The organism is Desulfovibrio sp. MES5, assembly GCF_002237645.1.
Taxonomy (GTDB): Bacteria; Desulfobacterota; Desulfovibrionia; order Desulfovibrionales; family Desulfovibrionaceae; genus Desulfovibrio.
On sequence record NZ_MJUZ01000004.1, the window covers coordinates 21,392 to 48,099 of the forward strand.

General features: G+C 59.8%; 20 protein-coding genes. 9 read left to right on the forward strand and 11 right to left on the reverse strand.

Annotation, left to right across the window (positions count from 1 at the left end):
• Nucleotides 1–26 precede the first annotated feature (26 nt).
• Together BCS36_RS01195 and fliR are read left to right on the forward strand one after the other, a co-directional pair.
• Nucleotides 27–1,598: an MFS transporter gene (locus BCS36_RS01195; protein WP_291301108.1), complete on the forward strand. Its 1,572-nt coding sequence runs from the start codon at nt 27–29 to the stop codon at nt 1,596–1,598.
• Between the two features lie 316 nt (nt 1,599–1,914).
• Entirely contained in the window at nt 1,915–2,706 is a 792-nt protein-coding gene (gene fliR, locus BCS36_RS01200) for a flagellar biosynthetic protein FliR (protein WP_291301109.1), read from the forward strand.
• A gap of 177 nt (nt 2,707–2,883) precedes the next feature.
• On the opposite strand, the gene gltX is transcribed toward fliR, so the two are convergent.
• The 3 genes from gltX to BCS36_RS01215 are packed head-to-tail and all read right to left on the reverse strand — an operon-like array spanning nt 2,884 to nt 6,912.
• On the reverse strand, nt 2,884–4,275 hold the full coding sequence (gltX, locus tag BCS36_RS01205) for a glutamate--tRNA ligase (RefSeq protein ID WP_291301110.1): 1,392 nt from the start codon (nt 4,273–4,275) through the stop codon (nt 2,884–2,886).
• A gap of 39 nt (nt 4,276–4,314) precedes the next feature.
• Nucleotides 4,315–4,839, reverse strand: a complete 525-nt coding sequence (locus BCS36_RS01210) for a hypothetical protein (RefSeq protein ID WP_291301111.1) — start codon at nt 4,837–4,839, stop codon at nt 4,315–4,317.
• Nucleotides 4,840–4,878: 39 nt separating this feature from the next.
• On the reverse strand, nt 4,879–6,912 hold the full coding sequence (locus BCS36_RS01215) for an ATP-binding protein (RefSeq protein ID WP_291301112.1): 2,034 nt from the start codon (nt 6,910–6,912) through the stop codon (nt 4,879–4,881).
• 275 nt (nt 6,913–7,187) lie between these two features.
• Here BCS36_RS01215 and argB point away from each other — a divergent pair, with 275 nt between their 5' ends.
• Nucleotides 7,188–7,970: an acetylglutamate kinase gene (argB, locus tag BCS36_RS01220; RefSeq protein ID WP_291301113.1), complete on the forward strand. Its 783-nt coding sequence runs from the start codon at nt 7,188–7,190 to the stop codon at nt 7,968–7,970.
• 186 nt (nt 7,971–8,156) lie between these two features.
• Here argB and BCS36_RS01225 read toward each other — a convergent pair whose 3' ends face one another.
• The 6 genes from BCS36_RS01225 to zraS form a co-directional block, all read right to left on the reverse strand.
• Nucleotides 8,157–8,777, reverse strand: a complete 621-nt coding sequence (locus BCS36_RS01225; RefSeq protein WP_291301114.1) for a nitroreductase family protein — start codon at nt 8,775–8,777, stop codon at nt 8,157–8,159.
• Nucleotides 8,778–8,977: 200 nt separating this feature from the next.
• Nucleotides 8,978–9,250 (reverse strand): hypothetical protein, encoded by a 273-nt coding sequence (locus tag BCS36_RS01230; protein ID WP_291301115.1) that lies wholly within the window; start codon nt 9,248–9,250, stop codon nt 8,978–8,980.
• 89 nt (nt 9,251–9,339) lie between these two features.
• Nucleotides 9,340–10,797 (reverse strand): GGDEF domain-containing phosphodiesterase, encoded by a 1,458-nt coding sequence (locus BCS36_RS01235; protein ID WP_291301116.1) that lies wholly within the window; start codon nt 10,795–10,797, stop codon nt 9,340–9,342.
• A gap of 128 nt (nt 10,798–10,925) precedes the next feature.
• The gene (locus tag BCS36_RS01240; RefSeq protein WP_291301117.1) at nt 10,926–11,552 is read right to left on the reverse strand and encodes an HD domain-containing protein; all 627 of its coding nucleotides are present in this window, start codon (nt 11,550–11,552) and stop codon (nt 10,926–10,928) included.
• A gap of 50 nt (nt 11,553–11,602) precedes the next feature.
• Nucleotides 11,603–12,964 (reverse strand): sigma-54 dependent transcriptional regulator, encoded by a 1,362-nt coding sequence (locus tag BCS36_RS01245; RefSeq protein ID WP_291301118.1) that lies wholly within the window; start codon nt 12,962–12,964, stop codon nt 11,603–11,605.
• Between the two features lie 131 nt (nt 12,965–13,095).
• A complete protein-coding gene (gene zraS / locus BCS36_RS01250) occupies nt 13,096–14,601 on the reverse strand; it encodes a two-component system sensor histidine kinase ZraS (RefSeq protein ID WP_291301119.1) in 1,506 nt (501 codons plus the stop codon).
• A gap of 208 nt (nt 14,602–14,809) precedes the next feature.
• Here zraS and BCS36_RS01255 point away from each other — a divergent pair, with 208 nt between their 5' ends.
• Nucleotides 14,810–15,265 (forward strand): hypothetical protein, encoded by a 456-nt coding sequence (locus BCS36_RS01255; protein ID WP_291301120.1) that lies wholly within the window; start codon nt 14,810–14,812, stop codon nt 15,263–15,265.
• 1,317 nt (nt 15,266–16,582) lie between these two features.
• Here BCS36_RS01255 and BCS36_RS01260 read toward each other — a convergent pair.
• Nucleotides 16,583–18,634 carry a methyl-accepting chemotaxis protein gene (locus BCS36_RS01260; RefSeq protein ID WP_291301121.1) on the reverse strand — a complete coding sequence of 684 codons (2,052 nt, stop codon included), beginning with the start codon at nt 18,632–18,634 and terminating at the stop codon, nt 16,583–16,585.
• Between the two features lie 622 nt (nt 18,635–19,256).
• Nucleotides 19,257–20,417 (reverse strand): radical SAM protein, encoded by a 1,161-nt coding sequence (locus tag BCS36_RS01265; RefSeq protein ID WP_291301122.1) that lies wholly within the window; start codon nt 20,415–20,417, stop codon nt 19,257–19,259.
• Between the two features lie 224 nt (nt 20,418–20,641).
• Here BCS36_RS01265 and BCS36_RS01270 point away from each other — a divergent pair, with 224 nt between their 5' ends.
• The 5 genes from BCS36_RS01270 (at nt 20,642) to BCS36_RS01290 (ending at nt 26,458) form a co-directional block, all read left to right on the forward strand.
• The gene (locus BCS36_RS01270) at nt 20,642–20,929 is read left to right on the forward strand and encodes an integration host factor subunit alpha (RefSeq protein WP_179980258.1); all 288 of its coding nucleotides are present in this window, start codon (nt 20,642–20,644) and stop codon (nt 20,927–20,929) included.
• 219 nt (nt 20,930–21,148) lie between these two features.
• Complete coding sequence (locus BCS36_RS01275; protein WP_291301123.1) at nt 21,149–22,834, forward strand: MBOAT family protein; 1,686 nt, start codon at nt 21,149–21,151, stop codon at nt 22,832–22,834.
• A gap of 15 nt (nt 22,835–22,849) precedes the next feature.
• Nucleotides 22,850–24,085 carry a hypothetical protein gene (locus BCS36_RS01280; RefSeq protein WP_291301124.1) on the forward strand — a complete coding sequence of 412 codons (1,236 nt, stop codon included), beginning with the start codon at nt 22,850–22,852 and terminating at the stop codon, nt 24,083–24,085.
• A 241-nt stretch (nt 24,086–24,326) separates the two neighbouring features.
• Entirely contained in the window at nt 24,327–24,500 is a 174-nt protein-coding gene (locus BCS36_RS01285; protein WP_291301125.1) for a hypothetical protein, read from the forward strand.
• 230 nt (nt 24,501–24,730) lie between these two features.
• On the forward strand, nt 24,731–26,458 hold the full coding sequence (locus tag BCS36_RS01290; protein ID WP_291301126.1) for a tetratricopeptide repeat protein: 1,728 nt from the start codon (nt 24,731–24,733) through the stop codon (nt 26,456–26,458).
• Nucleotides 26,459–26,708 lie beyond the last annotated feature (250 nt).

Genomic DNA, 26,708 nt, shown 5'->3' on the forward strand with positions numbered 1-26,708 from the left:
CGCACAAAAGCCTTCCATGAGTTTTTATGAATACGGATACTCCTGATACGCATCGTGCGCCCCCGCCAAACGCTCCTGTCCATAAGGCCCTCAGCAGGGCCGCCCGCTGGCGGGTGCTCATTGCCGTCATGATCGCATGGCTGCCCATTGCAATGGACATGACCATTCTTCATATCGCCGTGCCTTCGCTGACGCTTTCATTGCAGGCCACAGGCACGGAAATTCTCTGGATCATAGACATCTATCCCCTGATCATGGCCAGTTTGCTGGTGCCCATGGGCACCCAGGGCGACCGCATCGGGCCACGGGCGCTGTTGCTGGTCGGGCTGGCTATCTTTCTGGTCGCTTCGCTGGCCGCGGCCTTTTCGCCCACGGCCAGGATCCTGATCATGTCCAGAGCGCTTCTTGCCGTGGGTGCGGCCATGATCGTGCCCAGCGTGCTGGCCATCATACGGATCACCTTTGAGGACTGGAAAGAACGGGCCATGGCGTTGGGCATCTGGGGCACGGTGAGCACCGTGGCTGCGGCCATGGGACCTCTGGCGGGCGGTCTTCTGCTTGAGCATTTCTGGTGGGGCTCGGTTTTTCTCATCAACGTGCCAATTATTCTGGGCATTCTGCCCCTGGCTGCTGTGTTGCTGCCCAAACCTCAGGTAAAAACGCGCGGCGCATGGCCCATCGGCCAGGCGCTCACGCTGGCGGCGGGCCTCATGGCCACGGTGTACGCGGTAAAGGCCCTCTTCAAACAGGGCGCGTCACTTTTGCTGTGCGGCGGCGCGCTGGTCTGCGGCGTCACGCTGCTGACACTCTTTGTCCGCCGTCAGCTGACAGCGCGCACGCCCATGCTTGATCTGGGGCTTTTTAGGCTGCCCGCCATCCGCGTGGGCCTTGTGACAGCCCTTGTCGTTTCGGGCGCTCTGGCTGGCGTGGAACTGACCATTGCCCAGGAACTGCAATTTGTTCTGGGGCGCACGCCCTTGCAGGCCGGCATCTTTATGCTGCCCATCATGGCGGCCTCCGCCGTGGGCGGGCCGCTGGCAGGCAAACTGGTGGTCTTTGGGGGCTTGCGAAAGGTCTGTACGCTCTCGCTGCTGGCCGCAGGGGCCAGCCTTGCCGGGCTTGGCCTGGCAAGCTTTCACGACGCGGGCTGGCTTGTGGTTTTCTATATGGTGGTGCTGGGCCTTTCACTCAGCATCGGCCTGACGGCCTCGTCCATTGCCATCATGGGCAGCGTGCCGCCGGAAAAAGGCGGGGCCGCCGGATCCATCGAGGCATTGGGGTATGACCTGGGCGCTGGGCTCGGCATTACAGGTTTTGGCGTGCTGCTGGCCGCCAATTACAGTTCCGCCCTGCGCCTGCCGGAACAGTTGCGGCAAAGCCTGCCGCACAGCGTCGCGGATTCCATCAGCGACACTATGGTGGCAGCGGAACTGGCAGGCGGGGAACAGGGCAGGGCCATTGCCGAGGCCGGACAGGCGGCCTTTTCCGCCGCGCACAGCACAGTGCTGCTTTCAGCGGCGATACTGGTGTGCCTGCTGGGAATCTGGGTCTTCAACGGGCTGCGCAACTACAATCCCGGCGAGCAGGACAAAGCCTGATAGCGATGAGAGTCTGATCCGTCGGAAGCCTCATCCCGCAGGAGACTCACCCCCGCAAACGTACTGCCGGGATTTTGTACTTGGCGGGCCTCACTTCATGCCCGGATTATCACGGTTCGAACGTGGCTTCTGCCTGACGTGGCGCGTTATCACGCGCTCGGCTCATGCCCGGCCCATGCCCTCTTTCATGTCCGACGCATGCCTCTTTCATGCCCGGCTTCCCCTTTCATGCTAAAACGCCGCGCGTCACCCTTCTGACGCGCGGCGGCCCCAACAGGCTGTTTTCTTTGGCAGCCATTTTGCAAATCCCCCCGACATGGACGTGTTCAATTATAACCAGGCAGAGGTGCTGAGCCTCATTCTTACCATGATGCGGGTAAGCATCGTCATGTTCATGCTGCCTGTGTTTTCCACCAACAATATTCCCGTGCAGGTCAAGGCCGCCATAACCCTGGTGTTCACGCTGGGCATATGGCCGCATCTGGCGCTGCCGGGAAACCAGATGCCCGCCCACCCTTTTGACATTGTGATCATGATTCTGGGTGAAGCGGTCATGGGGCTGGTGTTGGGCATGGCCGTCAATTTTCTGTTCATGGCCATACAGGCCGGTGGGGAGTTGCTTGGCTTTCAGATGGGCTTTACCATGATCAACTTCGCCGATCCGCTCACCGGCAATCAGACGGGCATCACGGCGTTTTTTCTCTGGATGGTCTCGCTGCTGACCTTTCTGGCGCTGGACGGCCACCTCTACATGATCAAGGGCTTTGCCGAATCCTTCAAGCTGATCCCGCCGGGCGGGCTCTTCATCGGCTCCAAAATCCTGTGGCAGATATTGCACCTTGCCGCGCAGATGTTCGTGCTGGCCCTGCAGATCGCGGCCCCGGTGATGGTGGCGCTTTTTATGGTGGAAGTGGCCCTGGGCCTCGTGGCCCGCACCTCGCCGCAGATACACATTATGGAATTCGGCTTTCCGGCCAAGATCGGCGTGGGCTTTTTCTTTGTGGGCCTGCTGCTGGTCATTATGGCTGACCATGTTGAGACGTTCATTCTGGGGCTGGACGGCCTGTTCACCAACCTGCTGCGGTCCATGAGCCCTCTGTATCAGTAGCAGCTGCACGGCCGGACGCGCCAACAAGCGGGCGGCGGGCGATGGCGCGCATATGCCCATGCCGCATACGGCAAGAGAGCTTTAACGAAACGGCTTGCGCCAATGCAAAAGGGCCGCCCTCAGGGGCGGCCCTTTTGCATTGGTATCGAAAAAACACCGAAAGAGGCGTGATCCAGCCTACCCCGCAGCCCTTGCAAGCCGTGCCAGGGTTTCGTCCTTGCCGAGAAAGGCCATGATCTCGTTCAGGTGCGAGCCGCCCATAAAGCCCATAAGGGCGGTACGCAGGGGCGGTGCCACTTCCTTGAACTTGAGGCCGTTGTCCGCCACATAGGCGTTAAGGGCGGCCTCGATATTTTCAGCAGTAAAGGGCTCGCAAGCCGCGAATATCGCGGCCATAGCGCGCAAGTGCGCCTTGCCGCCGTCCGTCAGGTGCTTGGCGGCGTCTTTTTCCGCGTATTCCAGATCAGCGGCGGGCACCAGCAAGGGGCGGAAGCTTTCGGCCAGGGCCTTGAGATTGTTGGCGCGTTCACGGAACATGGCGCACAGGGGCTCCAGCCTTTCCTGCGTCAGCACGCCAAGGCCAGCCTGCTCCACAAAGGGAGCCGTCAGCGCGCCCAGTTCGGCCAGGGGCATTTCGCGCATGAAGTGGGCGTTGCACCATTCCAGCTTTGCCGGGTCAAAGGCCGCAGCCGCAGGATTGAGATTGCTGCCGTCAAAATATTCCACCAGTTCTTCGGGCGTGAACAGTTCCTGATTGCCGTGGGACCAGCCAAGGCGCACCAGATAGTTCACGAGCGCCTGCGGCAGCAGGCCGTCCTGCTGGTATTCAATGACGGCGCGCGCGCCGTGGCGCTTGGAGAGTTTTTGCCGGTCAGGGCCGAGAATCATAGGCACATGGCCGAAACGCGGCACGGGCAGACCCAGGGCTTCATAGATGAGGATCTGGCGCGGCGTGTTGGATACGTGGTCGTCACCGCGGATGACGTGGGTAATGCCCATATCATGATCGTCCACCACCACAGCCATGTTGTAGGTGGGCATGCCGTCGGCGCGGCGGATGACCATGTCGTCCAGTTCGCCCACATCCACGGCGATCTTGCCCTTGACGAGATCGTCAAAGACCACCTTGCCCGCCAGCGGCGCCTTGAGGCGCACGCAGTGCCCTTCGCCCGGCCCCAGATCACGGGTGCGGCAGCAGCCGTTATAGCGCGGCTTGAGGCCCTTTTGCCGGGCTTCTTCGCGCATGGCCTCCACCTCTTCAGGGGTACACGAGCACCAGTAGGCGTGGCCGGTTTCCAGCAGCTTGTCCACATAGGCGTTGTACAGGTCTGTGCGCTGCGTCTGATAGGTGAGATCGCCGTCCCAGTCCAGGCCCAGCCAGCGCATGGAAGCCAGGATTGAATCGGTATACTCCTGCTTTGAGCGCAAAAGGTCTGTATCTTCTATGCGCAGATGAAAGCGGCCCTTGAAATGCCGGGCCAGAAGCCAGCAGAAAATGGCGGTGCGCGCCCCGCCGATGTGCAGATGCCCTGTGGGGCTGGGGGCGAATCGTGTAACCACTTGCGTCATGTTGCTATCCTTGACTGGGCTTGTGAGACAAACTGGCTGTCAGCCTGTTTGTTCTCGTATCTTTGTTAGAACAATTTCACTTTGAAATTGTTCTGGCGGCTGCGTGAGCAGACGCCCGCCGCGCAGGCGTAAGCGCAGGTTGCCTGCGCTGGTAAACGCCAAAGCGAGCGTCCTGTAAACGTTGGGAATGCATATTCCCAACATTGATCTGCGCTGGACAATTTCACTTTGAAATTGTTCTGGCGGCTGCGTGAGCAGACGCCCGCCGCACAGGCGTAAGCGCAGGCAACCTGCGCTGGTAAACGCCAAAGCGAGCGTCCTGTAAACGTTGGGAATGCATATTCCCAACATTGATCTGCGCTGGACAATTTCACTTTGAAATTGTTCTGGCGGCTGCGTGAGCAGACGCCCGCCGCGCAGGCGTAAGCGCAGGCAACCTGCGCTGGTAAACGCCAAAGCGAGCGTCCTGTAAACTTTGAAAATACGCATTCCCAAGGCGATCTGCGCCAACGCCGCTATGGTGCTGCAAAACCGCTCCCGGGCCAAAGCGGGTTCTGAAGGCAAGCGCCCCCGAAAAACCTTGACCGAACTTCGGCAGAGTGTTCAAAGGCCCTGGCTGTCCGTGTCATATGCGGCTTCGCGCCGCTCATCACAGGTTCGGGCAAGACGCTTGAGGGTCAGGGTCAGTTCCCGCACGTCAATGGGCTTGGTCAGGTGGGCGTTCATACCCGCCTGAAGGCTGCGTTCCGCATCCCCGCGCATGGCATAGGCCGTCATGGCAATAATGGGCACGTCCACAGCGCCGGGCAGACCGCTGGCCCTGATCTCGCGCGTGGCCGTGTAGCCGTCCATAATGGGCATCTGCACGTCCATAAGTATAAGATCAATATCGTCCGCCTGCTTGCGCCAGACATCGAGCGCTTCCTGACCGTTGCCCACGGCCATGCACTCCACGCCCATGCCGCTCAGCAGCACTTCCATAATCTCACGGTTTATGTCCCCGTCTTCTGCCATGAGCACCCGCAGACCGCGCAGACAGGCATACTCCAGGGCAGTATCGGCCTCCATAGTGGCCGGGGCGAACATATCCTCCTGGCCCACGGCAAAGGGCAATTCCACCCTGAAAACACTGCCCTTGCCGGGCTCGCTCTGCACGGTTATGCGCCCGCCCATGAGCACGGCCAGACGGCGGCAAACGGCAAGGCCCAGCCCCGTGCCGCCGAAGCGGCGGGTTATGGATGAGTCCGCCTGGGAAAAGGGCGTAAAAATACGCGCCTGTTCATCCCTGCTCATGCCTATGCCTTCATCGCTCACAAGACAGGCCAGAGTGATGTCATGCTGTTTGCGGCGCACCAACTGCAAGTCTATGCGCACCGTGCCCCGTTCTGAAAATTTGATGGCGTTGCCGCCAAGGTTCAGCAGTATCTGGCGCAGGCGCAGGGCGTCGCCCACCAGGGTTGGCGGTATGCGCGGGTCTATGCGGCTTTCGATCGTGCAGTTTTTGTGCTGCATTCGCGGGCGCAGCAGGGCCAGCACGGCCTCAAGCTCCCGCTCGGGCTGGAAAGGAAGATTTTCCAGCTCCATATGGTTGGCCTCAATCTTTGAAAAATCCAGAAGATCATTGATGATGTCCAACAGCGATTCACATGTGGAATGAATTTTTTCCACATAGTCCCGCTGTTGCGGATTGAGGTCCGTATTGAGCACAAGGTGGGCCATGCCCATGATGCCGTTCATGGGCGTGCGGATTTCATGGCTCATGTTGGCCAGAAAGATGCTTTTGGCCGCATTGGCGGCCTCCGCGCTTTCCTTGGCTTCGCGCAGCATACGCTCGTGCTGGCGGTGCTTTGTAACGTCGCTCACATAGCCCGCGATGCGCGGTTCTTCCGGCGTGCCCACCACTTCGCAGGCCACGGCGAACCAGCAAAGGCCGCGCCAGGGGTGATTGACGCGCAGCTCCACATGTTCCTGAAAGCCCACAGTCCAGCCTTCGGAACGGCAAAGGCTCCGCCAGCGCCGCCGGTCTTCCGGCAGGATGCACTTTTCCACGGCCTCAAGCCGTTCTTCGGCGTTGGCCCCTTCCCGCAGACCGAACTGTTCGTAAAAAACCTCGTTGCAGGTAAATTCCAGCCTGTCCTTGCGGCGGCCCAGTTCAAACACGCCCAGCCAGCCCAGACGACAGGCCAGAGAAAGCCGCGACAGGCTCTCACGCAGGGCCTGATGGGCCGCATGCAGCTCGCTTATGTCCTGATGAAAGCCGGCAACGCGCAAAACCTGCTCGCCGTCGCCCGAAACACGCCTGCCCCCGCAGCGCACATGTATGGGGCCCCACTCCGGGTGGTTGTAGCAGTAGCGCATCTCGCGCATTTCGCCGTGGTTTTTGAAATTTTCAAGCTTCTTCCATATGGAGTCTATATCGCGCCTGTCCACGCGGCTGCGCCAGAATGTTGCGCACTCTTCGGGGGTGATGTTATCGGGCACGCCCATCAGGCGACGGGTGATAGCGTTGGTGAGCAGCCGCGAATGGCCGCTGCCCATATCATACTCAAGAACCCATAGGCCAACGCTGGCCGCCGCCAGGGCCTCCTGCCCCCAGGCGAGTCCTTCTCCAAAACCCTGTTGCGCCTCTAACACCATTGTGCCTCCATAAACTTGTTGTGCAGGCTAGCGCTTTTGGCCCGGCAATACAATGCCGTTTTGCGCCATCCCCCGTGCCTGTGCCCACATGGCATTTCTGGGCGACTACTACCCGAATCATACAGCTTTTGTCGCACATCCGACATGTTGCCGGCTTGCACGCAGCATGACAGGGTGCTAGTTTAGACAACTACAAGGATATATCGAATACCACGTCACTGGGGATTTGCCGCGCCCATGCAGCGCGGCTGACCGCCCGTAAATGAGGAAGACGCATGAACAACGCCACCGTCGTTATCAAGTATGGCGGGCACGCCATGGATAAACCCGAGCTTTGCACGGCCTTTGCCACTGACCTGGCCCAACTTTCGGCCCAGGACATGGGCTTTGTGGTGGTGCACGGCGGCGGGCCGCAAATATCTGCGCTGCTGGCGCGCCTGAATATTGAAAGCCGCTTTGAAAACGGCTTGCGAGTCACTGACCAAGCCACAATGGAAGCCGTTGAAATGGTTTTGTGCGGCCAGGTGAACAAGGCCGTGGTGGCTTCTTTTGCGGCCCAGGGCGCGCGGGCTGCGGGCATATCCGGCAGGGACGGCAATTTGCTGCGCGCTGTTGTAAAAAATCCCGCCCTGGGTCTTGTGGGCGAGGTGGAGGCCGTGGACCCGGCCCTGATCAGTTGCCTGCTTGAAGGGGGCTTTGTGCCCGTGGTGGCTCCGGTGGCCAACGGCCCCGACGGCCAGGCCCTGAACATTAACGCCGATACGGCGGCAGGCGCGCTGGCCGGAGCATTGGCGGCAGACTACTTTGTGCTTATCTCCGACGTGCCGGGCGTGCTGGACGCCGAGGGCAGGCTCATTACCGCCCTTACCCGCGCAGAGATAGAAAAACTCCGGGCCGAAGGCGTCATTACCGGCGGCATGATTCCCAAGGTCGAATCCTGCCTGCACGCTCTTGACGCGGGCTGCCAGCGCGCGCTTATCCTTGATGGCCGTTCCCCGTCAAGCCTGCGTCGCTATCTGCTGGACGACGCGCCGCTGGGCACTGTGGTTATGAACTGAGCCCATGCGACCCCACAAAAATATCGCGAGGCAGCCGGAATTTCCGGCTGCCTCTTTTTTATGGCGCATGCCTTGGCTACCCGCCTGATCCTGCTCAAGGACGGGAAGGCGTATTTTTACGAAGCAGACTTGGAACATCTTACCTCTGGGTGAATACTCCCAAGGCACGCTGGCCAGTTGAACGAGCTACCTGATGGAACCCACGCTCTGGGCTATAAGCACGCTCCAGCCCTCTGGCAGCGGCAGCTTGCCGTCCAGCGCCGAAGAATTCGAGGCGTGCACATAGTTGCCCAGCCCCGCCGATGCGCAGAACAGCCCCACATTCTGATACAGCGACCCCACATGCATGCCCGACCATTTGCCTGCCGTGGGGGCCGCATACAGCAAGACCAGCGAACCGCCGCCAAGTTTGGAGCGCCAGTCGCCCTCCTGCGCCATGGTCAGGCTGTGTCCGGGTTCATAACGCCATACGCCATTGTCCAGCGCCACAAAAACCTGCACTTCCTGCCGATTCATGGCCGAAGGCGCGGTGCGACGTCCGTCCGCGCGGTTGACGCCCCAGGCAGCCCAGAGCAGGTCGCTCAACTGCTGCGCCGGAAGCGGCGCGCCGTCGAATCCGCTTTTGGTTGAATGCCGTTGGGCCAGAGCCTGCATAAGCGGCATGCCGCCGGTTTTATCCGGCGCGGGCAGTTTCATGCGACGGGCGGACGCATCCGCCGCAGCGGCGCTGACGGAAGCCGGGGGAAGCACGGCCAGAGAGGCCATTGACAGACAAAAGGCAAGACCAAGTCGAATACTGCGGATCATAAATCCTCCATTAATGGCTGCCGCCCGTGGGCGCAAAAGGACGCGCCCGAAGATTTTTTTATGGGCAGACAAGACGCCTGAAGTATGCTGCTGTTGGCGGCAGCTTTCAAGCGGCCGCATTCGGGCGGGTCGGATAGCGTGGATAGCGCGGATAACGCGGGTAATGTTGGCGCGCTGCGCCAGTTGGGGCAGACGCCGGGCTACTGGTAAAATTTCGGCACGCCCTTTACAGCGCGGAACAGCACGGAGCAGGGCGGGCCAGGATAACTCGGAACGGTGCGACCAAGCCACGCGCACGCCTTTACGAGGGCAAGGCTGCCGCAGTCCCAGAGCAGGCGCGGCGTGGACACGTCCTGCTGCGGAAATGCGCCGTATGCGCCGTAATTTAGGATGGGGCTGGTATTGGCACTGCGGCTGCCCGGCGAAAGCGTGCTGGTCGAAAAGCAGACAGCCAGAGCGGCAAGCCAGAACAAACAGACAGGACAATAAGGCAAGCAGGCAGGATGTATGGGCGCAAGAGCAGCGCGCACTAGATCGCGCCAGTATCCGTCAAAGGCCTGCGCTATGCGTTGGGGATTTCTTCGCTCACCGGAAGGAGCTTTTTGTCGCCTTCAAGCAGGTTTGTGAAGTTTTCAGGGCTCATGGGGCGGGCATAGAGAAATCCCTGCGCCTGAATATCGCCCAACCGGGACAAAAACTCGCGCTGCGAAGCTTTTTCAACGCCTTCGCACAGAATCCCCATATCCAGATCTTCAGAAAGGCGCACAATGCTGTTGATGATGCTCTTGTTCGTGGGCGCGATGTCTTCCGTCCCCAGCAAGCCCCTGTCGATCTTAATGACGTCAAAGGGCACGTCCTTGAGCACGTTCAGGCTGGAATAGCCCGCGCCGAAATCGTCAAGCCATATGGAATAGCCATACTGCTTGAGCTGGCGCACGCTTTCGCTGATTTCTGCAAGATTCTTTACAAACACGCTCTCTGTGATTTCAAGGCCAAGCCAGCGGGGCTCAAGCCCGTAGGACTGCACCAGCGCATGAAGCTCGTCCACAAAGGCCGGGTTTCTGAAGTGTTCGCGTGAAATATTCACGGATATGGGCAGCAATGCCTTGCCGGCACGCTGACGTGCCTGCTGATAGCGGCAGACTTGACCATATACGGTGAAATCAAGACTCGTGATGTCGCCCGACTCTTCCAGAAGCGGCACAAAATTTCCGGGCATGATCAGCTTGCCGTCCGGCGTGCGCATCCTGGCCAGGGCCTCCGCCCCCACAACGGCTCCGGTGGTGATGTCCACCTGCGGTTGCAGCAGAAAGAACACGCCGCCGTGCTCCAGCGCCTTGGTCACGTCTTCGTAAAGGCTTTGCCGCTGCAGGCGGCAGATCTCCATAGCCTCGGTGAACACGCCGCCGCGTGAGCGCAGTGTGGGCTTGAGGGAACGCCGTGCCTGATCTGCGCGGCTTACAAGGGAATGCAGGCTTTCTGGCCTGCCCTCGACCGGGCAGACGCCGCCCACAAAGGCCAGATGGCTGCGTGGATGCAGCCTGCGTTTTTCCGCAAGAAACTGCTCGCCTTCGGCCACGAGCTTGTCGGTGATGGCCTGCAGACTGTAGCCATTGGGGATGGTGAAGAGTATGACGAACCTGTCGGCAAAAATGCGGCTGCCGCACACATACTCTTCGCGCCGCCGCAAAAAGGCGGCAAAGGCGCGCAGCATGCTGTTGCCAGCCCGCTCACCGTAAATACGGTTAAGCACCTGAAAACCCTGCATATCGGCATGCAGAATGCCAAAGCTCTTTGACGTACGGTCAGAGCGCACCACACACAAAGCCCTTTGCAGAAATGATTCATACTGCATGAGCCATGTGGTGCGGTCATACTGCTCCATACGGCTCAGCAGACGGCGAATCTGGCAGCTTTCAGAGGTTTTCAGGTCCAGTTCGGGCGCGAAGTTTTCCATCGCCAGTTCAGCTGGCCAGACATCGCCCCCGTACCGTCCCCTCTCATCATCCAGAAAATGCATGCCTCCCCCTTTTTGGTCCGGCGCAAGGCTCCACAATGGAGCACCCTACAATTCTGGGCGGCCAAGGCTAGCCTAATCTGAAATATTTTGTAAAGAAATTTCAGCAGTCGCAACAACAGCTATCACTATCATTTCTGGTCGCGGCGCACCCACCAGTCCTTTTCCACGCGGCCATACCACCAACGATTATAGTCTGTGCGCAACACAACCTCCGCCAGTTCCTGAGCTTCGGGGCTGCGCAGCCGCTTGACCGCGCTCTCGAGCCATTGCGCGGCAAAGGCATTGCCCTTGTCGAGCTCTGCCTTGAGGTTGCAGATAAGGTCCAGTTGATCCGCGTCGTGGGCCAAAACCGATTCCGGGCTTGCGCCCGCGTCCAGTTCGTCCCACAGGGGCAGCACGTCGGCTTCAAGGCCGGTGCCGTCCACGCAGTCTTCCAGGGCGCGGCGCGCCTGGCACTGGTCATAGCGGTGATTCACATAGTTGAAGTCGCCTGTGCGCGCCTCGTGCAGGTCATGAAACAGGCAAAGAAAGGTGACCCTTGCAGGGTCAAGGCCGCTCATGCGCGCCAGCACATAGCCTATGACGCTGACCCGGTAGGAATGCTCCGCCACATTTTCCTTGCCAGAGCCAAGAAAGGCATAGCCGGTGCGCGGCGTGTGCCGCAGCATGCCAACCTCATTAAAAAAATCGACGAGACGTTCCAACCGGGCAGCACTGAACTCCCCGGCTTCTGCTTTGCTGTCTGTATCACTCATAACTGTTCCGATTCGATGATGGGCGCAAAAACCGGCCCGCTGCAAAAATGCTATTCCAGGCCATACTTGCGCAGCTTGTTGTGCAGGGTGGCACGGGTGATGCCAAGACGCCGCGCGGCTTCGCTCTTGTTGTCTCCGGCCTGGCGCAGTGTTTCCTCAATGGCCCTGCGCTCCACTTCATCCAGGGGCAGGCCCGCCAGGGAGGCGTCCGGCTCCGCCGGGCGTTCCTCTATCCGGGTTTCGCAGGACAGCATAGAGGGCAACTCGCGCCCGGTAATGAGGTCGCCATGGCAGAGAATGACGGCGCGCTCCACCGCGTTTTCCAGTTCGCGCACATTGCCCGGCCACGAATACCGCAGCATGGTGTCCAGCGCCTGCGCAGAAAAGCCCCGCACGGACTTTCTGTTGCGGCTGGCGAATTCTTCAAGAAAGTGGGCCGCCAGCAAGGGGATGTCCTCCGCCCGTTCACGCAGAGGCGGCACATCCACACTGATGACGTTGAGCCGGAAAAACAGGTCTTCACGAAAACGCTTTTGCGCCACTTCCTGCCGTAAATCACGGTTGGTCGCGGCCAGGACGCGCACGTCCACCGTAAGTTGCGTGTCGGAGCCAACGCGCTGCACCTCGCCCTGTTGCAGGGCGCGCAGCAGTTTGGCCTGAATGGACAGGGGCATTTCGCCCACTTCATCCAGAAAAAGCGTGCCGCCGTGGGCCTGGGCAAAACGGCCTTCGCGCCGACGCTCAGCCCCGGTGAAGGAGCCTTTTTCATGCCCGAACAGCTCCGATTCCAGCAGGTTCTCCGCCAGGGCGGCGCAGTTAACCGTGATAAAGGGCTTGTCGGCACGGGAACTTAAGGCGTGCAAGGCGCGGGCTACCAGCTCCTTGCCTGTGCCCGACTCGCCGGAAATCAGCACCGTAGCCTCGGTGGGGGCCACTGTGCTCATGATCTCCTGCATGCGGGCAATGGCCTTGCTGCGGCCAATAATGCCCGTCGCGGACGCGGTGTGGCTCAATTGGCGGCGCAGTTCGCGGTTTTCAACGCTCAAGCGCGAATGCTCGATGGCCTGGTGCAGGGTGTGCTTCAGGTTGTCAAAATCCAGAGGTTTGACCAGATAGTCATAGGCCCCGAGGCGCAGAGCCTCCACAGCGGTTTCTACGGAAGAATACGCCGTCATGAGCACCACGGGCAGGGCGGGATTATATTCGAGAATACCTCGGAGCGCGTTTATGCCGTTCATCCGGGCCATGCGCACGTCTGTCAGCACAACGGAAAAACTTTTTTCGCGCACCATGGCCACGGCTTCGTCCCCGTCCGAGGCCTCTTCCACGTCATAGCCCCACGAGCGGAGCATGGTCCGCAGCATGCCGCGGTGCGCCTGGTCGTCATCAACCACAAGAATACTGTTGCTCACTCTGCACATTCCTCCTGGTCTGCTGCGTGCGCGGCGCTGACTGTCAGTCCGCGCAACACAGCGGTTGGCGCGGCTGGTCTGTTGCGAATGCCGCCGGATCGGGATTGTCATCACCCTGGCGAACATGGCCGTTAGACGCGCTTTCTTTTTCTGCGCTCCACAAAAAGCTGCGATTCATTGAGCGCCTCCGGCAGCCAGATGCGGAACAGGGTTTCGCCCTGCCCGCCAGCCTTCGCCTGCCTGGAAACGACGCTGATCTCGCCGTTATGCGCCTCAACGATCTTATGCACCATGGCCAGTCCCAGCCCGGTTCCCTGCCCCTTGGTGGTGAAGTAGGGGTCAAAAATATGCGGCAACTGCCGCGGCGGAATACCCACGCCGGAGTCGCGCACCATAAGGCATACGCCTTTTTTGTTCCGGGTCGCCGCCAGGGTCAGGCACCCGCCTTCGGGCATGGCGTCCAGCGCGTTGATGCAGAGGTTCAGCAGGGCCTGGCCCATGCGCTCGGGGTCTACCAGGGCCTTGGGCACCTCGCGGGAGATCTTGCACTCGACCTCAACCCCGCGTTTTTCCGCATCCTGGCCGATAAGGCGCACCACATGCTGCACAACGTCCTCGACGTTGCCAGGACGCGGGGACACGTCGCTCGGGCGGGAAAGGCCTATCAGATCCATGATGACGCGGTTGAGTCTGTCGACCTCGTTAACCATGACGTTGGCTGCGGCGCGGTCTTCGCTGCCCTCGGGAAAGCGCTGTCCGAAGTAGGTGGCGTAGCCCTTGATCGAGCTTAAAGGGTTACGGATTTCGTGCGCCACCCCGGCGGCGAGATTGCCCACAGCCGCGAGCTTTTCCTTGCGCCGCACCTCTCCTTCAAGGCGGCGTATTTCCACCTCGGCCTTGCGCTGCCGCTGGCGGGATTCCCGCGCGCGCTCGGCGTAATACAGGGCCAGAAGGCAGGCCAGCCCCACAAGCAGGGTCACTGCCGAGAGCATGGCTACATAGTCCCTGTTCTGGCTGCGCGTAATTTCAAAGGGCGAGATATCCAGTCCAAGAAATATGATGGGCGTGGGATACCCCCGCATGGCGTCGGCCATTCCGGGCGAAAACTGGCGGTACACGGCAAAAACCCTGCGTCCCTCCAGATGCATGATGCCCCAGCGCGCCAGCATGCCGGGGTTCAGCGCGCGCATGCGCGCCTCGTCCATTTCCTTGCCTTCCATCCGCAGTATCTCGCCCAGGCGGGAGCGGTCGCTGTGCGCCACTATGGTTCCATCGGGCATGGTCACCGCTATAAAAATGATGCCCGGACTGGACGCCATTTCTTCCAGCAGCACCTGAAGACGCACCCCGGCCTCGCTACGCATGCCGGAGCGCAAGATGCTTTCAAAAGCAATAATAAAGGATGAGCCCTTTTCGGCCAGCAAGCGTCCCATGGCGGCTTCACTGCGCTCAATGGATATATAGGCCAGCAGGCTGATCATGAGGGCCAGCACAAGCGCGGCTCCACCCATGAGCAGGCCAAGCGGCGTGCGCAGGACGCCCCGTGCGCCCTTCAGGGAAGCGTAAAGCCCCCCCACGGGGGTTTTCGGCGCGGCAGGCCCGGCTCCTTCACACATTTCATCGTGTTTTGCACTCATAGGACAGATATAGCGTCATGAGGCCGCACTGTCACCCTGTGCACAAAGCGGGCCTTCAATATTTTGCACGAATCTTGCTTCGCAATTTATATATAGTCCATTTTATGTTGCCAAGGCAACATGCCACTGCCTCTATTGTCAGATGGAAGCATGCGGCATTGGCCTCTCTGTTAACGGCTCATGCAAATGATTCGGGAATACTTGCGACATGAAAAAAATATTCTTTTATTTCATCGCTATGGTCAGTCTGGTGCTTCCCACATCTTCTTTGGCTCAAAACCAGCAGTATGATATTTCACCCCAAACTCAACCATGTATACCCATGGGCGCACTGGGGGGGCCGCTGGAGCAGCTCCCCCCGCAAAAATGCGCAAAGGCCATAGCCATCATGGACGACTTTAAGAGAAAAAGTTTTTATTTACGCCATCTTATCGATGTGAAAAAAAATGAGCTTGAAGGTCTGAGTTTTAATCAAAACACGCCGCCTGAGGCGCTTCCGCGCCTGGGGTGTGAGCTGCAGATCCTGCGCGACGAATTGCGCGCCGTACTTATGAATGCCGATCAGAGAATGCGCCTTGAAGTAGGCATTCCATTGGGCACACTGGCGAGCAGAGGCTGTAGTATGGACTTTGAGCAGATGTTGTGGCGTGACGGGCTGAAGTAGCCCATCTCAAACTGAATACCATAATATTACAGGATAAGTTTACGGCCTCAAGCGCGGCGACAGGAACGGCATTGGCTTGTCGCCCCCGGAAAGGAAGCCGCTCTACCTGACCACGACTGTCTAATATTTAAACATACAAAGATACAACTGTATAAAAAACATGCACCCTGTTTTCGGCCCCACGAAAAGCTAAATCGCAAAACTCAAATAATTTTAATCGATTATCAAAAAGCATTCCACAATATCGATAGTGGCACAAGAATTGCTTTTTATAATACAAGAATACGGAAAACGGATAGAAAAAAACATATAAACAAGTTAACAAAGTCTAACCGCGCAAGAGCAAGCTTCTCAATCCGTCTGAAGACGGAGTTTCGGAAAAAATCCCGTGAAGCGGCAGAACAGCGTCTACTGGCTGTATTTATAAAGTTAGGCTGTAAGCAACGCCGCCACGGATCCGACAGAAGTGAACGCTGCCGGATATTCCAAACCCGGCAATTGGCAATAGCATCCCGCCCAAAGCGAGGCGCCCGACAAAACGAGGCGCACAAAACAGGGCAGGCCATAACGTCAACGCGTCGCCAACCCAGCCAATCCGCCGACGGGCGGTAGAGATATACATGACACCAAACTTCCGTGAAGTCCTCCGCCCCCATTGAGGGCCTCCGGATCCCCCCCCCCGAAAACCTCCTCCTTTGAACAGAACCTCTAACCATCGGAACATCCTCCCTCTCTCGGCCGCCGGTTGCCCCCGGCGGCCGCCTCTCATTTTAGCGCAACTACCTACTGAAATGCTTGCGTACGGCAGGCAAAAGCCTGCCTGATCGCATTTCGCGGCAAGGGGTTTCAGCACATCCCTGCAGTCCAGTGAACTCGTTTCATGAGCAGACGGCTCTTGCGCCCGTTAACCCGGCACTGCCCCAAATCCTTCCCTGAAGCGTCCGCAAGCGAGCGGAATATCCGGCCTTCCCACATGCCCCGCGCGCCCCTCAACAACAGCAGCAGCAAAGGGGGACCCGTGTGCGGCTAAGGTTGACGCACACTATATTTTGCATTGCGCATAAAATGTCCCACGCGCCAAACACGGCAAGCGGCCCTCTTCATTCCAGTGGGCACAAAAAGTGCGCTACCTTCATAAAGAGAGCCGCATGCGACGGTGATGTTGTCTCTGGCCTTTACTCTGGCCTTTTCTCTGGACTTATCCCTTCAGACCAGAAAACTTGTTGCGCTATGCTATAAAACAATAAAAGTTTTAGGGGTGGGGGCCCCTTTTGCAAAAGGGACCCTCCCCACAAAGCATTCCAAAGTCATATTGCCCTAGCCGAGCTTCATCTGCGCCACAAGGTTCTTCAGGGTGTGGGCCTGGCCAGCCAGATCGGCAACCGCCTGAGTCGCTTCCGCCATGGCCATAGCGCTCTGACGCGATATCTCGTTGACGAGCACAATGCTCTGGTTGATTTCTTCGCTGGCTGCGGACTGTTCCTCACTGGCAGTGGCAATGGCGTTAACCTGATCCGCCGTGGCCTCAACGGTTGCCACTATTTCTTCCAGGGCCTGCCCGGACTGACTGGCAAAGTCCGTGGCCTGGGCAATCTGGCCGACCGCGTTGTCCATTGATCCCATGCTCTTGGTGGTGCTGTCCTGAATGGACCTGATGGCATGGCTGACATCCTTTGTGGAATCCATTGTCTTTTCAGCCAGCTTGCGCACCTCGTCGGCCACCACGGCAAAGCCCCGTCCGGCGTCACCCGCCCGGGCGGCCTCAATGGCCGCGTTGAGGGCCAGCAGGTTGGTCTGGTCGGCGATATCGGAAATGACATTCATGATTTGCGAAATGCTTTGAGCGTGCTCGTTAAGCTCGGCCATGTCGCCCTTGAGTTCCTCGGACATGCGCCGCACAGCTTCGATGCTTTGCACGGCCTGCTCAACAATGTTCGCGCCAGCCCGGGCCTTTTCTCTGGTGTGCACCGAGGCTTCCGAAGCCGCGCTCGCATTGCGGGCCACTTCCTGCACGGTGGCGTTCATCTCGTTCATGGCTGTGGCGGCCTCGGAAAGACGCTGCGCCGCCTCTGAGGCGCTGCGGTCTGACTGCTCGATCTGGGCGGCAAGCTGGGTTGAAGCAGAAGAAATAACGCCGATAGAGGTTTCCAACTGCCCGGCGGCGGCCAGCATGCCGTCCTGACGTGCGGTTTCGGCTTCCTTGCGTGCCTCCTGGGCCTCTTCCATGGCGACGCGGGCTTCGCCCGTCGCCATCTCCGCCTGATGGGTTTTCTCTTCACTTTCCTTGAACAGGCCACGCAACTTGCCCACCATGCTCTGGATGCCGCTTGAAAGCCCGCCAATTTCATCACTTCTGCTGGCGGCTTTTGCCAGGGCTTCCTCTTCCTGCGGCTCAGGATTAAAATTGCCGCCAGCCACCACCTGTACGTACTTTTCGCTGATCTTCAGTGATCGCGCTATGCCCCGCGACACAAAGACAATGACGGCGCCCAGCACAAGGGCAGTAACAATACCCACTAATACGTTGGCCTTGAGCAGCCTGCTTGTGGGGGCAAGCATCTCATCCCTGTCCGCGACCATAACCACATGCCAGTTGCTTTCGGGCATATGCCGGTAGTAGGCCACCATTTGCTGCTCGCCACGGGCGAACTGCACACGTCCGCTTCCGTTCATCAGGGCTGCCTTCACAAAGGGTTCCTGACTGCAGTCCTTGCCCAGCATGGTCTTGTCGGGATGCATGATGGCCGTTCCCGCACTGTCATAAACCGCGCAATATCCGTGTTTACCCATTTTGATGGTGTCTGTGGTGCTCGCGCTCAGACGGGCCAGACTCATATAAGCGTACATAACGCCGTGCGCTTTGCCCTGAGCCATAACGGGAGCCGCCACCATAGTGGACATTTCGCCCGCATGGTTACGGGTGTTTTCCATGCTCATCTGACCGGCCAGGGCCACCTGCACAGATTTTCGGTCCCGCAGGTTGCCGCCGATCATTTCCCTGGTGGTATGGGCCACAACAATGCCGGACGCATCTATCAGCCCCGCGCCATCAACCATGCCAAAATGCTGCGCAAGGTCGTCAAGCACGCTCTGGACATCCGGTTCGCCGAGGCTTTCAAGGGCAGCCTGATCGCCTGTCCGGGCGAACAGAGCCTTTTTGACGTGGGCCGATTCGGCATTGGTTCTGATGAGGCCGTGCGTCATTTTTTGCACGGAGCCCAGCCCTTCGATCTGTTTGTCTATAACGCTGTCGAATTCGTGCGCGACCTGCTGTGTGAGCGAATTTTCTGCCTGCCAATAACTGAGACCGCATACCGCAGTCAGGCCCAGTAGGGACGGAACCAGAATGGTAAGCATCATCTTGTTCATAATTCCCATTTTCATATTCAAGACCTCTGGATTCATGTGTATTTCAGATTACTGGCGGAAGATAAAATCACGCCGATTGAGCCTGGGATGCGAGGGATATCTTAGGAAGGAGATGAGGAAAGAAGCCGGAAGGAGGGTGTGGATTCCTGACTGCGCTGTCCAGGTTAAATTACCTATATAGCTTTTCGCATTTTTTTGCAAAAAATATTATGCCAAATGCGCAATTATTCCAAAAAAGTTTTTCCCGCTCGTGGCGCAGGGGCGAATTTCAACGGCTGGAGCCAAAAAATGGCAGCGCGCGCCTCACGACACGGCTGCCATTTCGCACGAAATTCGCAGTATTGTATGTCTGCGGGAACCGCAGCTTCAAAACAGTGGGCAGCACGACGCCCGAGCAGGCCACGATTAAAACGCGCCAGCAGCAGCGCGGTCGTGGTTGTTTTGCACGCGATCATGGTTGTCGCGCGCGGCCACGCATGGCAAAAGGGCGGGCCATATCCTTTAAGATATATATATTCTCAGAAGGTCGATATCTGGGGCGCGATGAAAAGGCGTACGGGAGTGTCAGGCCGCGATCAGAAGGACGCGAGCAGAAGAGAAGGACGCAAGCAAAAGCGCATAATCAAAAGGTCACGGTCAAACGCAGTTCCTGCTGGCAGGCGGCATCAAAACGCAGGCTTTCAGGCGAAAGCCCCAGGCCCGCCCAGGCGGAACGCAGCTCGCCGCGCATTCCCCACATATATCCCTGGCAGGAAGGGGGGACGTGCAGAGCGTGCAAGCGCGGCGACGCGGCCATGCCTGAAGAAGCCGACAGTGCGCCCCCCCCTGAGGATGCCGCCAGCGCGGTCAGGGCGCGGCGCACCGCCAGCAGCAAGGCCCGCCCCATAACGCGGCTGCCCAGGGCATTGTCCACGGGTCCGGCCAGCACGGCCTCGGCCAGCGCGGCTTCGGGCGCAAGCCCCATGCGGATGACGGGCACGCGCGCCTCCTGCGCCAGAAGCCAGCCCTGCGCGAGGGTGTCCAGCGTAGCTTCCAGCGGCCACGGCGCGTAGAGATTCTGCCGCCACATGCGGGCAAGGGCCGTACCCTCAAGCACAAGACAGGGATAAAAACGCAGCATGTCCGCCCCGGCGTCGAGCGCCAGGGGAACGTCGCGCAAAAAATCCTCCGTGCTGTTGCCCGGCATGCCCGGCAAGAGCTGCACCCCAAGCGTCAGACCCGCGGCCTTCACAAGGGCGCAGGCACGAAGGGCCGTGGCTCCGTCATAGCCCCGCTTTGAGGCAAAAAGGGCTTCATCCGCAAAACTTTGCACGCCAAGCTCCACGCAGCGGCAACCGGCCTCGCGCAGCCGCGAAAGGGTTGGCGCGTCCACGCAATCCGGCCGGGTTGAACAGCGGAAGCTGCGTATCCAGCCGCGCTCAAGGGCCATGCGCGCCAGATCAAGACAGGCGTTCTGGTCCTGCCCGGGCATGGCAGTGAAGGTGCCGCCGTAAAAGGCCAGCTCGGCTGGCGGCAGGCCAGTGGCGTGACGATATTCAAGATTTTCGCGGGCATGCCGTAGCAGGGCCGCAAGGGAAGACGCAGGCAAAACCGGCGCGCCAGATGACGGGGCGGCAGGGTCCATGCAGCCAGCAAGTCCCGTCTGCACGTCTTGCGCGCAAAACACGCAACGTACCGGGCACCCTCTGAAAGGGAGAAAGAGGGGGATCAGGGCGTGCCCTTGGGGACGGGGTATGAACCAGGGCAAGGTTGAAGAAAAAATTCGGGCAGATACCGCTTTCATATATGCTCAATGGCTGCGAAGCCACGTACGGCGCGCACAATGGCTCTTCATACGTAAGAAGACAATTTTTAAGAAAAATCTTGCTCTGCCCGTTAGTTGCGTGTATTTTACACAAAAGTGCGCTTCATGTGAAGTGCGCCTTCGTTGCCCGTTGGGCCATACCTGTCAAGATCATGTTTTGTGACAGCCATACCAGCGCATTGTTACGCGCCGGAGAACTCACAATGAAAAAAACACTGACCAAAGCGGACATCGTGGAGGCCATCTACGAAGAAACCGACAAGAACCGCGTTGATGTAAAGAACGTGGTTGAAAAGCTGCTGGACATAATGAAGTCCGCCATCAAAAAGGACCGGGCTTTGCTCATCAGCGGCTTTGGCAAGTTCGAATGCTATGACAAGGCATCACGCAAGGGGCGCAACCCCAAAACGGACGAAACCATCACTCTGCCCCCGCGCAAGGTTATGGTGTTCCGTCTGTCGCGGAAGTTCCGCTCGGAACTGAACCCCTAGCCGGCAACAACACGCCTGCGCCTTCACGGCGGGCTTTGTCGGGCCCTGCCGCGCTGGTTTGGCGCGCATTTTATTTAGCCGTCAGCCGTAGCACGGACAGGGTATTTTTTTGCCCTGCGCTTTTTCGTGTCCGGCCTCTGCCGTTCTGGGGCTGCGTTATCGCCTGATCCTGGGCCTTTTCGCCACAAATGCTCGAGGTCAACGTCACGGGAGCTGCGCATGCTGTTCAATTCCTATTCCTTTATATTTCTTTTCCTTCCACTTCTGCTGCTGTGCTGGCGGCTGACCGCAGGCTACGGAGCCACGCGGCTGAGTCTGGTTCTGCTGCTCTTTTCCGTAGTTTTTTACGCTCTTTGGGGCCTGCCCTTTCTGCTGCTTCTGGCGGTCATTCTGGGCATGAACTACGCTTTCGCGCTGGCCCTGGCCGACCCAAACCGGCCTGACGGCGCAACTGCGGATGCGGATGTCATCCCCGAGGAAGACGCGCTGGCTTCTCCCCTGGAGTCCCCGGACGCCCAGGCGGATGCCGCTGGCCCCCGCCAAGCTAAGTTCCGCAGGGGCAGACGATTTTTCCAAGGCAACGGGCTGCAGGGAGTCCGCGCCTGGGCGTGCAGCCGCAAAGGGCTGCTGGTCCTGGCCCTCATACTGAACCTGCTGCCCCTGCTCTGGTTCAAGTACTCCTGGTTTTTCGCCCAGAACCTGGCCCTGCTTATGGGCACGCAATGGAACTTCACCCCGCCGGGGCTTCCGCTCGGCATATCCTTCTATACCTTTATACAGATCGCATGGCTGGTCAGCGTGTACCGGCGGCAGGTAGTGCCGCAGGGTTTTTCACGCCACGCGCTGTTTTCGGCCTGCTTTCCCTACGTGATTTCCGGCCCTATCGTGCGCTACGAGCAGATGGGCCCGCAGCTTGACGAGCTTTCAGGCTCCACGGCTGAGGATCTGGCGCAGGGCTTCACGCTTTTCACCATTGGTCTTGCCAAAAAGGTGCTGCTGGCGGACGGGCTGGCCGTTTACGCCAACGCCGTCTTCAACGCTGCGGAAAAAGCCTTTCCCATCAGCGGAGCCGAGGCCTGGCTGGGTTCCCTGTGTTACACCTTCCAGCTGTATTTCGACTTTTCCGGCTACACGGACATGGCCATTGGCATTGGCCTCATGCTGGGCCTGCGCCTGCCTGAAAACTTCGATTCGCCCTACAAGTCCACGGGCATTGTGGACTTCTGGCGGCGCTGGCACATTACCCTGAGTTCGTGGCTGCGCGATTTTCTGTACATCCCCCTTGGCGGCAACCGCAAAGGGCGGCTCATGCAGTACCGCAACCTCTTTCTGACCATGCTTATCGGCGGCGCGTGGCACGGCGCGGGTTGGACCTTCATCATCTGGGGGGCACTGCACGGCTCCATGCTGGGCGTCAACCACTTTTTCCGGGCCTGCATCAAGGGCACCTTGCTTGAAAAGGTGCTGGCCACCCCGCCCATGCGGATTTTCTTCATCCTGTTCACCTTCCTGTGCATCAACCTTGGTTGGGTGATCTTCCGCACGGTGAGCCTTGACGGAGCCGCCGCCATGTTCGGGGCCATGTTTACCGGCCCCTTCACTGCCGAGGCCGCAGGCCTGACGGCTGATTACGCGGGGCTTTCCGCCACGGGCGTTCTGGCGACCCGGTGGCTGCCCAACAACTATTTTCAGGGCTGGCTGCCCTTTGCCCTGCTGGGCATAAGCTTTGTGCTGTGCTGGGCATTCCCCAACAGTCACGAGATGCTGCACGGCAGGCGCGACGGTTCGCGCCCGTTCCTCAGTTGGCGGCCTTCAGCGGCATGGGCCACCAGCCTCGCTTGTCTGGCCTTTGTGACGCTCATCCTGGTGTCGCGCAAGGCGACCTTCCTGTACTTCCAATTTTAAAGAGGCGGACACATCATGAGCAAAATCCTCACCGAATCCGCCTATCTTTCCCGTTACTTCCGTGTGCTGCTGCTTTTGGCCCTTGTGGTCGGCCTGCTGGCGCTGCCCTATACCCTGTGGTGGCTCTACAAAAGCGGCGACGTGGGCGTCGAGCGCGCGGTGGCGGCGCAGTCCGCCGGGCAGTTCGCCATTTTTGGCTCGGGCGTCTCACAGGACTTTGTGGACTACAAACTGCAGCTTTACGCCAAGGTCAAACCGGAAATCGCCGCCGTGGGCTCATCCCGCGTCATGCAGTTCCGGGGAGCCTACTTTCGTAAATCCTTTCTCAACGTGGGCGGCACGGCAGGCAACCTTTCGGTGCTGCGCTCCACCCTTGACGCCATGCTGGCCCTGCACAAGCCCGATGCCGTCATCATCGGCCTGGATTTCTGGTGGTTTATGCCCCAGTGGCAGCCCGATCCCTTCAAGGACGAGCCCCCCACCAGCGGCTCCTACAACTACGGGTTTGAAAGCCTGAAAAAGCCCTGGGCCTGGCTGCTCGAAGGAAAGATCTCCGTTCACGACCTTATTGCTCCCGTCCTGCTGGAATCGGCTGGCGGCTTTCGCGCCGGACGCTACGGCATCATGGCCCAACAGACGGACGACGGGTTCGGCCCTGACGGCGCATGGTACTACACAGCGGAAACCACAGGGCAGAAGCGGCCTTTCGACTACCAGTTCGAAGACACGCTCAAGCAGGTACGGCACGGCATCAAGGCCTTTTTTCGCGCCAAGCCCATTGAAGGCAGCCGTGACCCCGGCGGCATAAGCTCCGCCCATCTGGACGCCTTTGCCGAAATCTACTGCCGCCTCAAGGCACGCGGCATTGCCACCTTTGTCTTTATTTCGCCCCTGTCCGTGAAAGTGCTGGACGCCATACGCCAGCACGAGGCCGATTACCCGCACCTCTTCCACCTGCGGGAAGCCCTGCTGGCACGCGGCATTGAGGTTATGGACTTTACGGATGCGCGCACCTTCGGCTCCAGTGATTGCGAATTTGTTGACGGCTTCCACGGCGGCGAAGTAACCTACGCGCGTATGCTGCGGGATATGGCCGATCGCTGGCCCGCCCTGCTGGGCTACGTGAATATGGAAAAAATCAATGCGACCATCCGCGACTGGCGCGGTCACGCCCTGGTTTTTGACCAGCGCCTCACGGACAAGCCGGAAATTGATTTCAACAATTTCAACTGTCCCAAACGTAAACCATAGGCCGTAAACGGCCTGGCAAGACCCGGACCCGGCGCGAGCGACTGACGCAACGCCGAGCCGCAGGAGCGCCAAGGCCGCGAGGCCTGGTCAGGGATGGGAGCCATGCGCCGGAATACTTCCAATTGTACAGCAGAGCCCCAGGGTTCCGCTCAAAACAGTCTGTTTGCCCGCAGGGTCGCGTTGACGGCCTTGCGGGCTCACGCTCTTTGCGGCCTTGACGCAGACGCCCAACTGCACGGACATGCCCTGTACGACCGCAACCCGCGAAATGCCGACCCACGTAATCCCGGCCCGCACGGTTCTGGCCCGCACGCTTCTGGCCCGCACGCTTCTGGTTCGCATGATTCTGGCCAGCACGCTTCTGGTTCGCATGATTCTGCCCAGCATGACTCTGTTGTGGACGCTTCAGGCATAGCCGCCCCCATACCGAGCGTAAGGATTCCGGGAGCTTCCGTCACGCACGCATCTGTTATGCGCAACAGCGTGTCGCACACCATTTTTCCGGGCGCAGCAGTTACGGGCGCAACAGTCCCGGGCGCTGCTGCCCTGCACGCCGCCACTTTAGCCTTTTCAGTTCGGGCCTGTTCTTTTCTGCGTGCCTTTGCGCTGGGGAGCTTTCTCCTCTGCTCAGCCGCCCTGGGGGGCATGACGCCACACACGGCTCTGGCTGCGGCGGCCTCCATTCCCACCCCAACCAACACCGAGCCCAGGGTTCACGAGCCCACCGTCACCGTGCCCACAGTTCAGGCGCCTGTTGTTCCTGCTCCCACAATTCAGGCTCCCGCCCTGCTACCTTCCAGCGGCGGGCAAAGGCCGGGCTGGGCAGGCAGCGGCCAGCCGGCAGAAAATGGTCAGCCCACCAGAGGGCGCGAAATAATGGGAATTCTCTTTGGCGGTCATCTGTCAGAAGCCGAAGCGGCCACACTGCAACAGCAGGGCAGCCAGACGGGGCAGCAGGGCAGCCAGACGGGACAAAATGGCAACGGCCACACAGCTGCGGCCCCCACGGCTCCTGGGCAAGCCCCAACCCTTTCGCCAGCGCCCGTGCCGCCGCCTGCGCCTGTGGCCCCAACGCCTGCCGCTCCCGCTCCCGCCAGTCCCAGAAACCCCGCTGCTGACGGCATGCAGCCGCAGTCGCCGGAAGCCCAGTTGCGCCAGCAGCAGTTGAATCAGGAAAGGGAGCGTCAGCGACAGGAACGGGGACGCCAGGCCCCGCAGCGCGCGCCGCGCGCCAAGGCCGCCGACAATAATAAAGAGGCGGCCCCTGCGGCACATGCCCCCAAAGCGCACGAGGCGGCTTCCACGCCTCATGCCCCAGCCAATGGCGGACACGAAAAAACCAAGGATGAGGAAAAGCCGGAAAGTCCCGTGACCCCCGGCAGCCCCGAGGCCCAGGCCAATGAAGCCTATCAGAAGGGCGACTACGCCCAGGCCCGTGCCATCTGGCAGCACATGGCCGAGAGCGGCGACGGCCAGGCCATGAACAACCTTGGAGTGCTTTTTGACCTCGGCCAGGGTACGGAGCCGGACGAAGGCCGCGCGCTCCACTGGTTTGCCCTCTCCGCTTCAGCGGGGAACCCGTCCGGCATGAGCAACTACGGGCGCATGCTGGAACAGGGGCGCGGCATTGACGCCAACCCCGAAGAAGCCGCCCGCTGGTTTGACCTCGCAGCGCGTCAGGGCCAACCCGAGGCCCAGTACAATCTCGGCCTCATGTATGAGGGCGGGCACGGCGTAGCGCAAGATTACACAGCAGCCGCAGCCTGGTACAGCCGTGCGGCGGCGCAGCAGCAGACAGACGCCCTGGCCCGCCTTGGCCATCTTTACCGCACAGGTCAGGGGGTGGAAAAAAATCAGGCGCGCGCCACGCTTCTGCTCTACGCGGCCGCCATGCGGGGATCCATCCACGCCATGAAGGAACTGGAAGATATGGCCGGGCCTTCCGCTTCGCGCCCTGGAGCCGTGCTTTTCGGCCTGCGACTGGATACCGCCACCCGGCCCGCCATGCGCGACGCCCTCGCCAAGGCGGGCATGCGCGCATCCCGCCAGGACGACGCCTATATCTGCGATACCTACACGCCCGGCGCGCTTGTGCCCGGCGCGCGGCAGGCGGCCTTCTGCTACGGGCCAGGCCGCCCCTCCCCCCTGGGCTTTGTGGAACTGGAGTACGCCGTTCCGGACAAGGCCACGGCACAGGCCATCGTACGCATGGTCAGCGAACGCTTCGGCGCGCCCTCTGCCGGAGAAAACGACGACGACCACCTCTGGAATCTCGGCTCCGTTGTTGTGGCCACGCGGTATGAACCCGCGCGCCAGCTCGTGAGCCTCATGTATATGATCCCCGCAGTCTATCATCTCACCCGCCAGGACTAGACGCAGAGCACTTTCTTTTGGGGGTGCTCTGCGGTTGAAAAGCTTTGTGGGGGAGGGACCGTCTTTAGACCAGATTACCTTTGAAATGTTTCACATTTCAAAGGTGTCATTCTGCCGAAAATGCGATTTTCGGCAGAATCCACGCCACGTTGTGGCGCGCTGCACTCTCGCGCAGCGTTAGATCATTTAACCTTAAAAAAGGTTAAATGATCTAAAAAAGGATCTCCTCCCCCACACCCTCTCCCCCTAA

Bases quoted from the DNA above. Each gene is read 5' to 3' on its own strand.
- BCS36_RS01195 (WP_291301108.1), top strand. From the start codon at position 27: ATGAATACGGATACTCCTGATACGCATCGTGCGCCCCCGCCAAACGCT.
- fliR (WP_291301109.1), top strand. From the start codon at position 1,915: ATGGACGTGTTCAATTATAACCAGGCAGAGGTGCTGAGCCTCATTCTT.
- gltX (WP_291301110.1), bottom strand. From the start codon at position 4,275: ATGACGCAAGTGGTTACACGATTCGCCCCCAGCCCCACAGGGCATCTG.
- BCS36_RS01215 (WP_291301112.1), bottom strand. From the start codon at position 6,912: ATGGTGTTAGAGGCGCAACAGGGTTTTGGAGAAGGACTCGCCTGGGGG.
- argB (WP_291301113.1), top strand. From the start codon at position 7,188: ATGAACAACGCCACCGTCGTTATCAAGTATGGCGGGCACGCCATGGAT.
- BCS36_RS01225 (WP_291301114.1), bottom strand. From the start codon at position 8,777: ATGATCCGCAGTATTCGACTTGGTCTTGCCTTTTGTCTGTCAATGGCC.
- BCS36_RS01235 (WP_291301116.1), bottom strand. From the start codon at position 10,797: ATGCATTTTCTGGATGATGAGAGGGGACGGTACGGGGGCGATGTCTGG.
- BCS36_RS01240 (WP_291301117.1), bottom strand. From the start codon at position 11,552: ATGAGTGATACAGACAGCAAAGCAGAAGCCGGGGAGTTCAGTGCTGCC.
- zraS (WP_291301119.1), bottom strand. From the start codon at position 14,601: ATGAGTGCAAAACACGATGAAATGTGTGAAGGAGCCGGGCCTGCCGCG.
- BCS36_RS01255 (WP_291301120.1), top strand. From the start codon at position 14,810: ATGAAAAAAATATTCTTTTATTTCATCGCTATGGTCAGTCTGGTGCTT.
- BCS36_RS01260 (WP_291301121.1), bottom strand. From the start codon at position 18,634: ATGAACAAGATGATGCTTACCATTCTGGTTCCGTCCCTACTGGGCCTG.
- BCS36_RS01265 (WP_291301122.1), bottom strand. From the start codon at position 20,417: ATGAAAGCGGTATCTGCCCGAATTTTTTCTTCAACCTTGCCCTGGTTC.
- BCS36_RS01270 (WP_179980258.1), top strand. From the start codon at position 20,642: ATGAAAAAAACACTGACCAAAGCGGACATCGTGGAGGCCATCTACGAA.
- BCS36_RS01275 (WP_291301123.1), top strand. From the start codon at position 21,149: ATGCTGTTCAATTCCTATTCCTTTATATTTCTTTTCCTTCCACTTCTG.
- BCS36_RS01280 (WP_291301124.1), top strand. From the start codon at position 22,850: ATGAGCAAAATCCTCACCGAATCCGCCTATCTTTCCCGTTACTTCCGT.
- BCS36_RS01285 (WP_291301125.1), top strand. From the start codon at position 24,327: ATGCCCTGTACGACCGCAACCCGCGAAATGCCGACCCACGTAATCCCG.
- BCS36_RS01290 (WP_291301126.1), top strand. From the start codon at position 24,731: ATGACGCCACACACGGCTCTGGCTGCGGCGGCCTCCATTCCCACCCCA.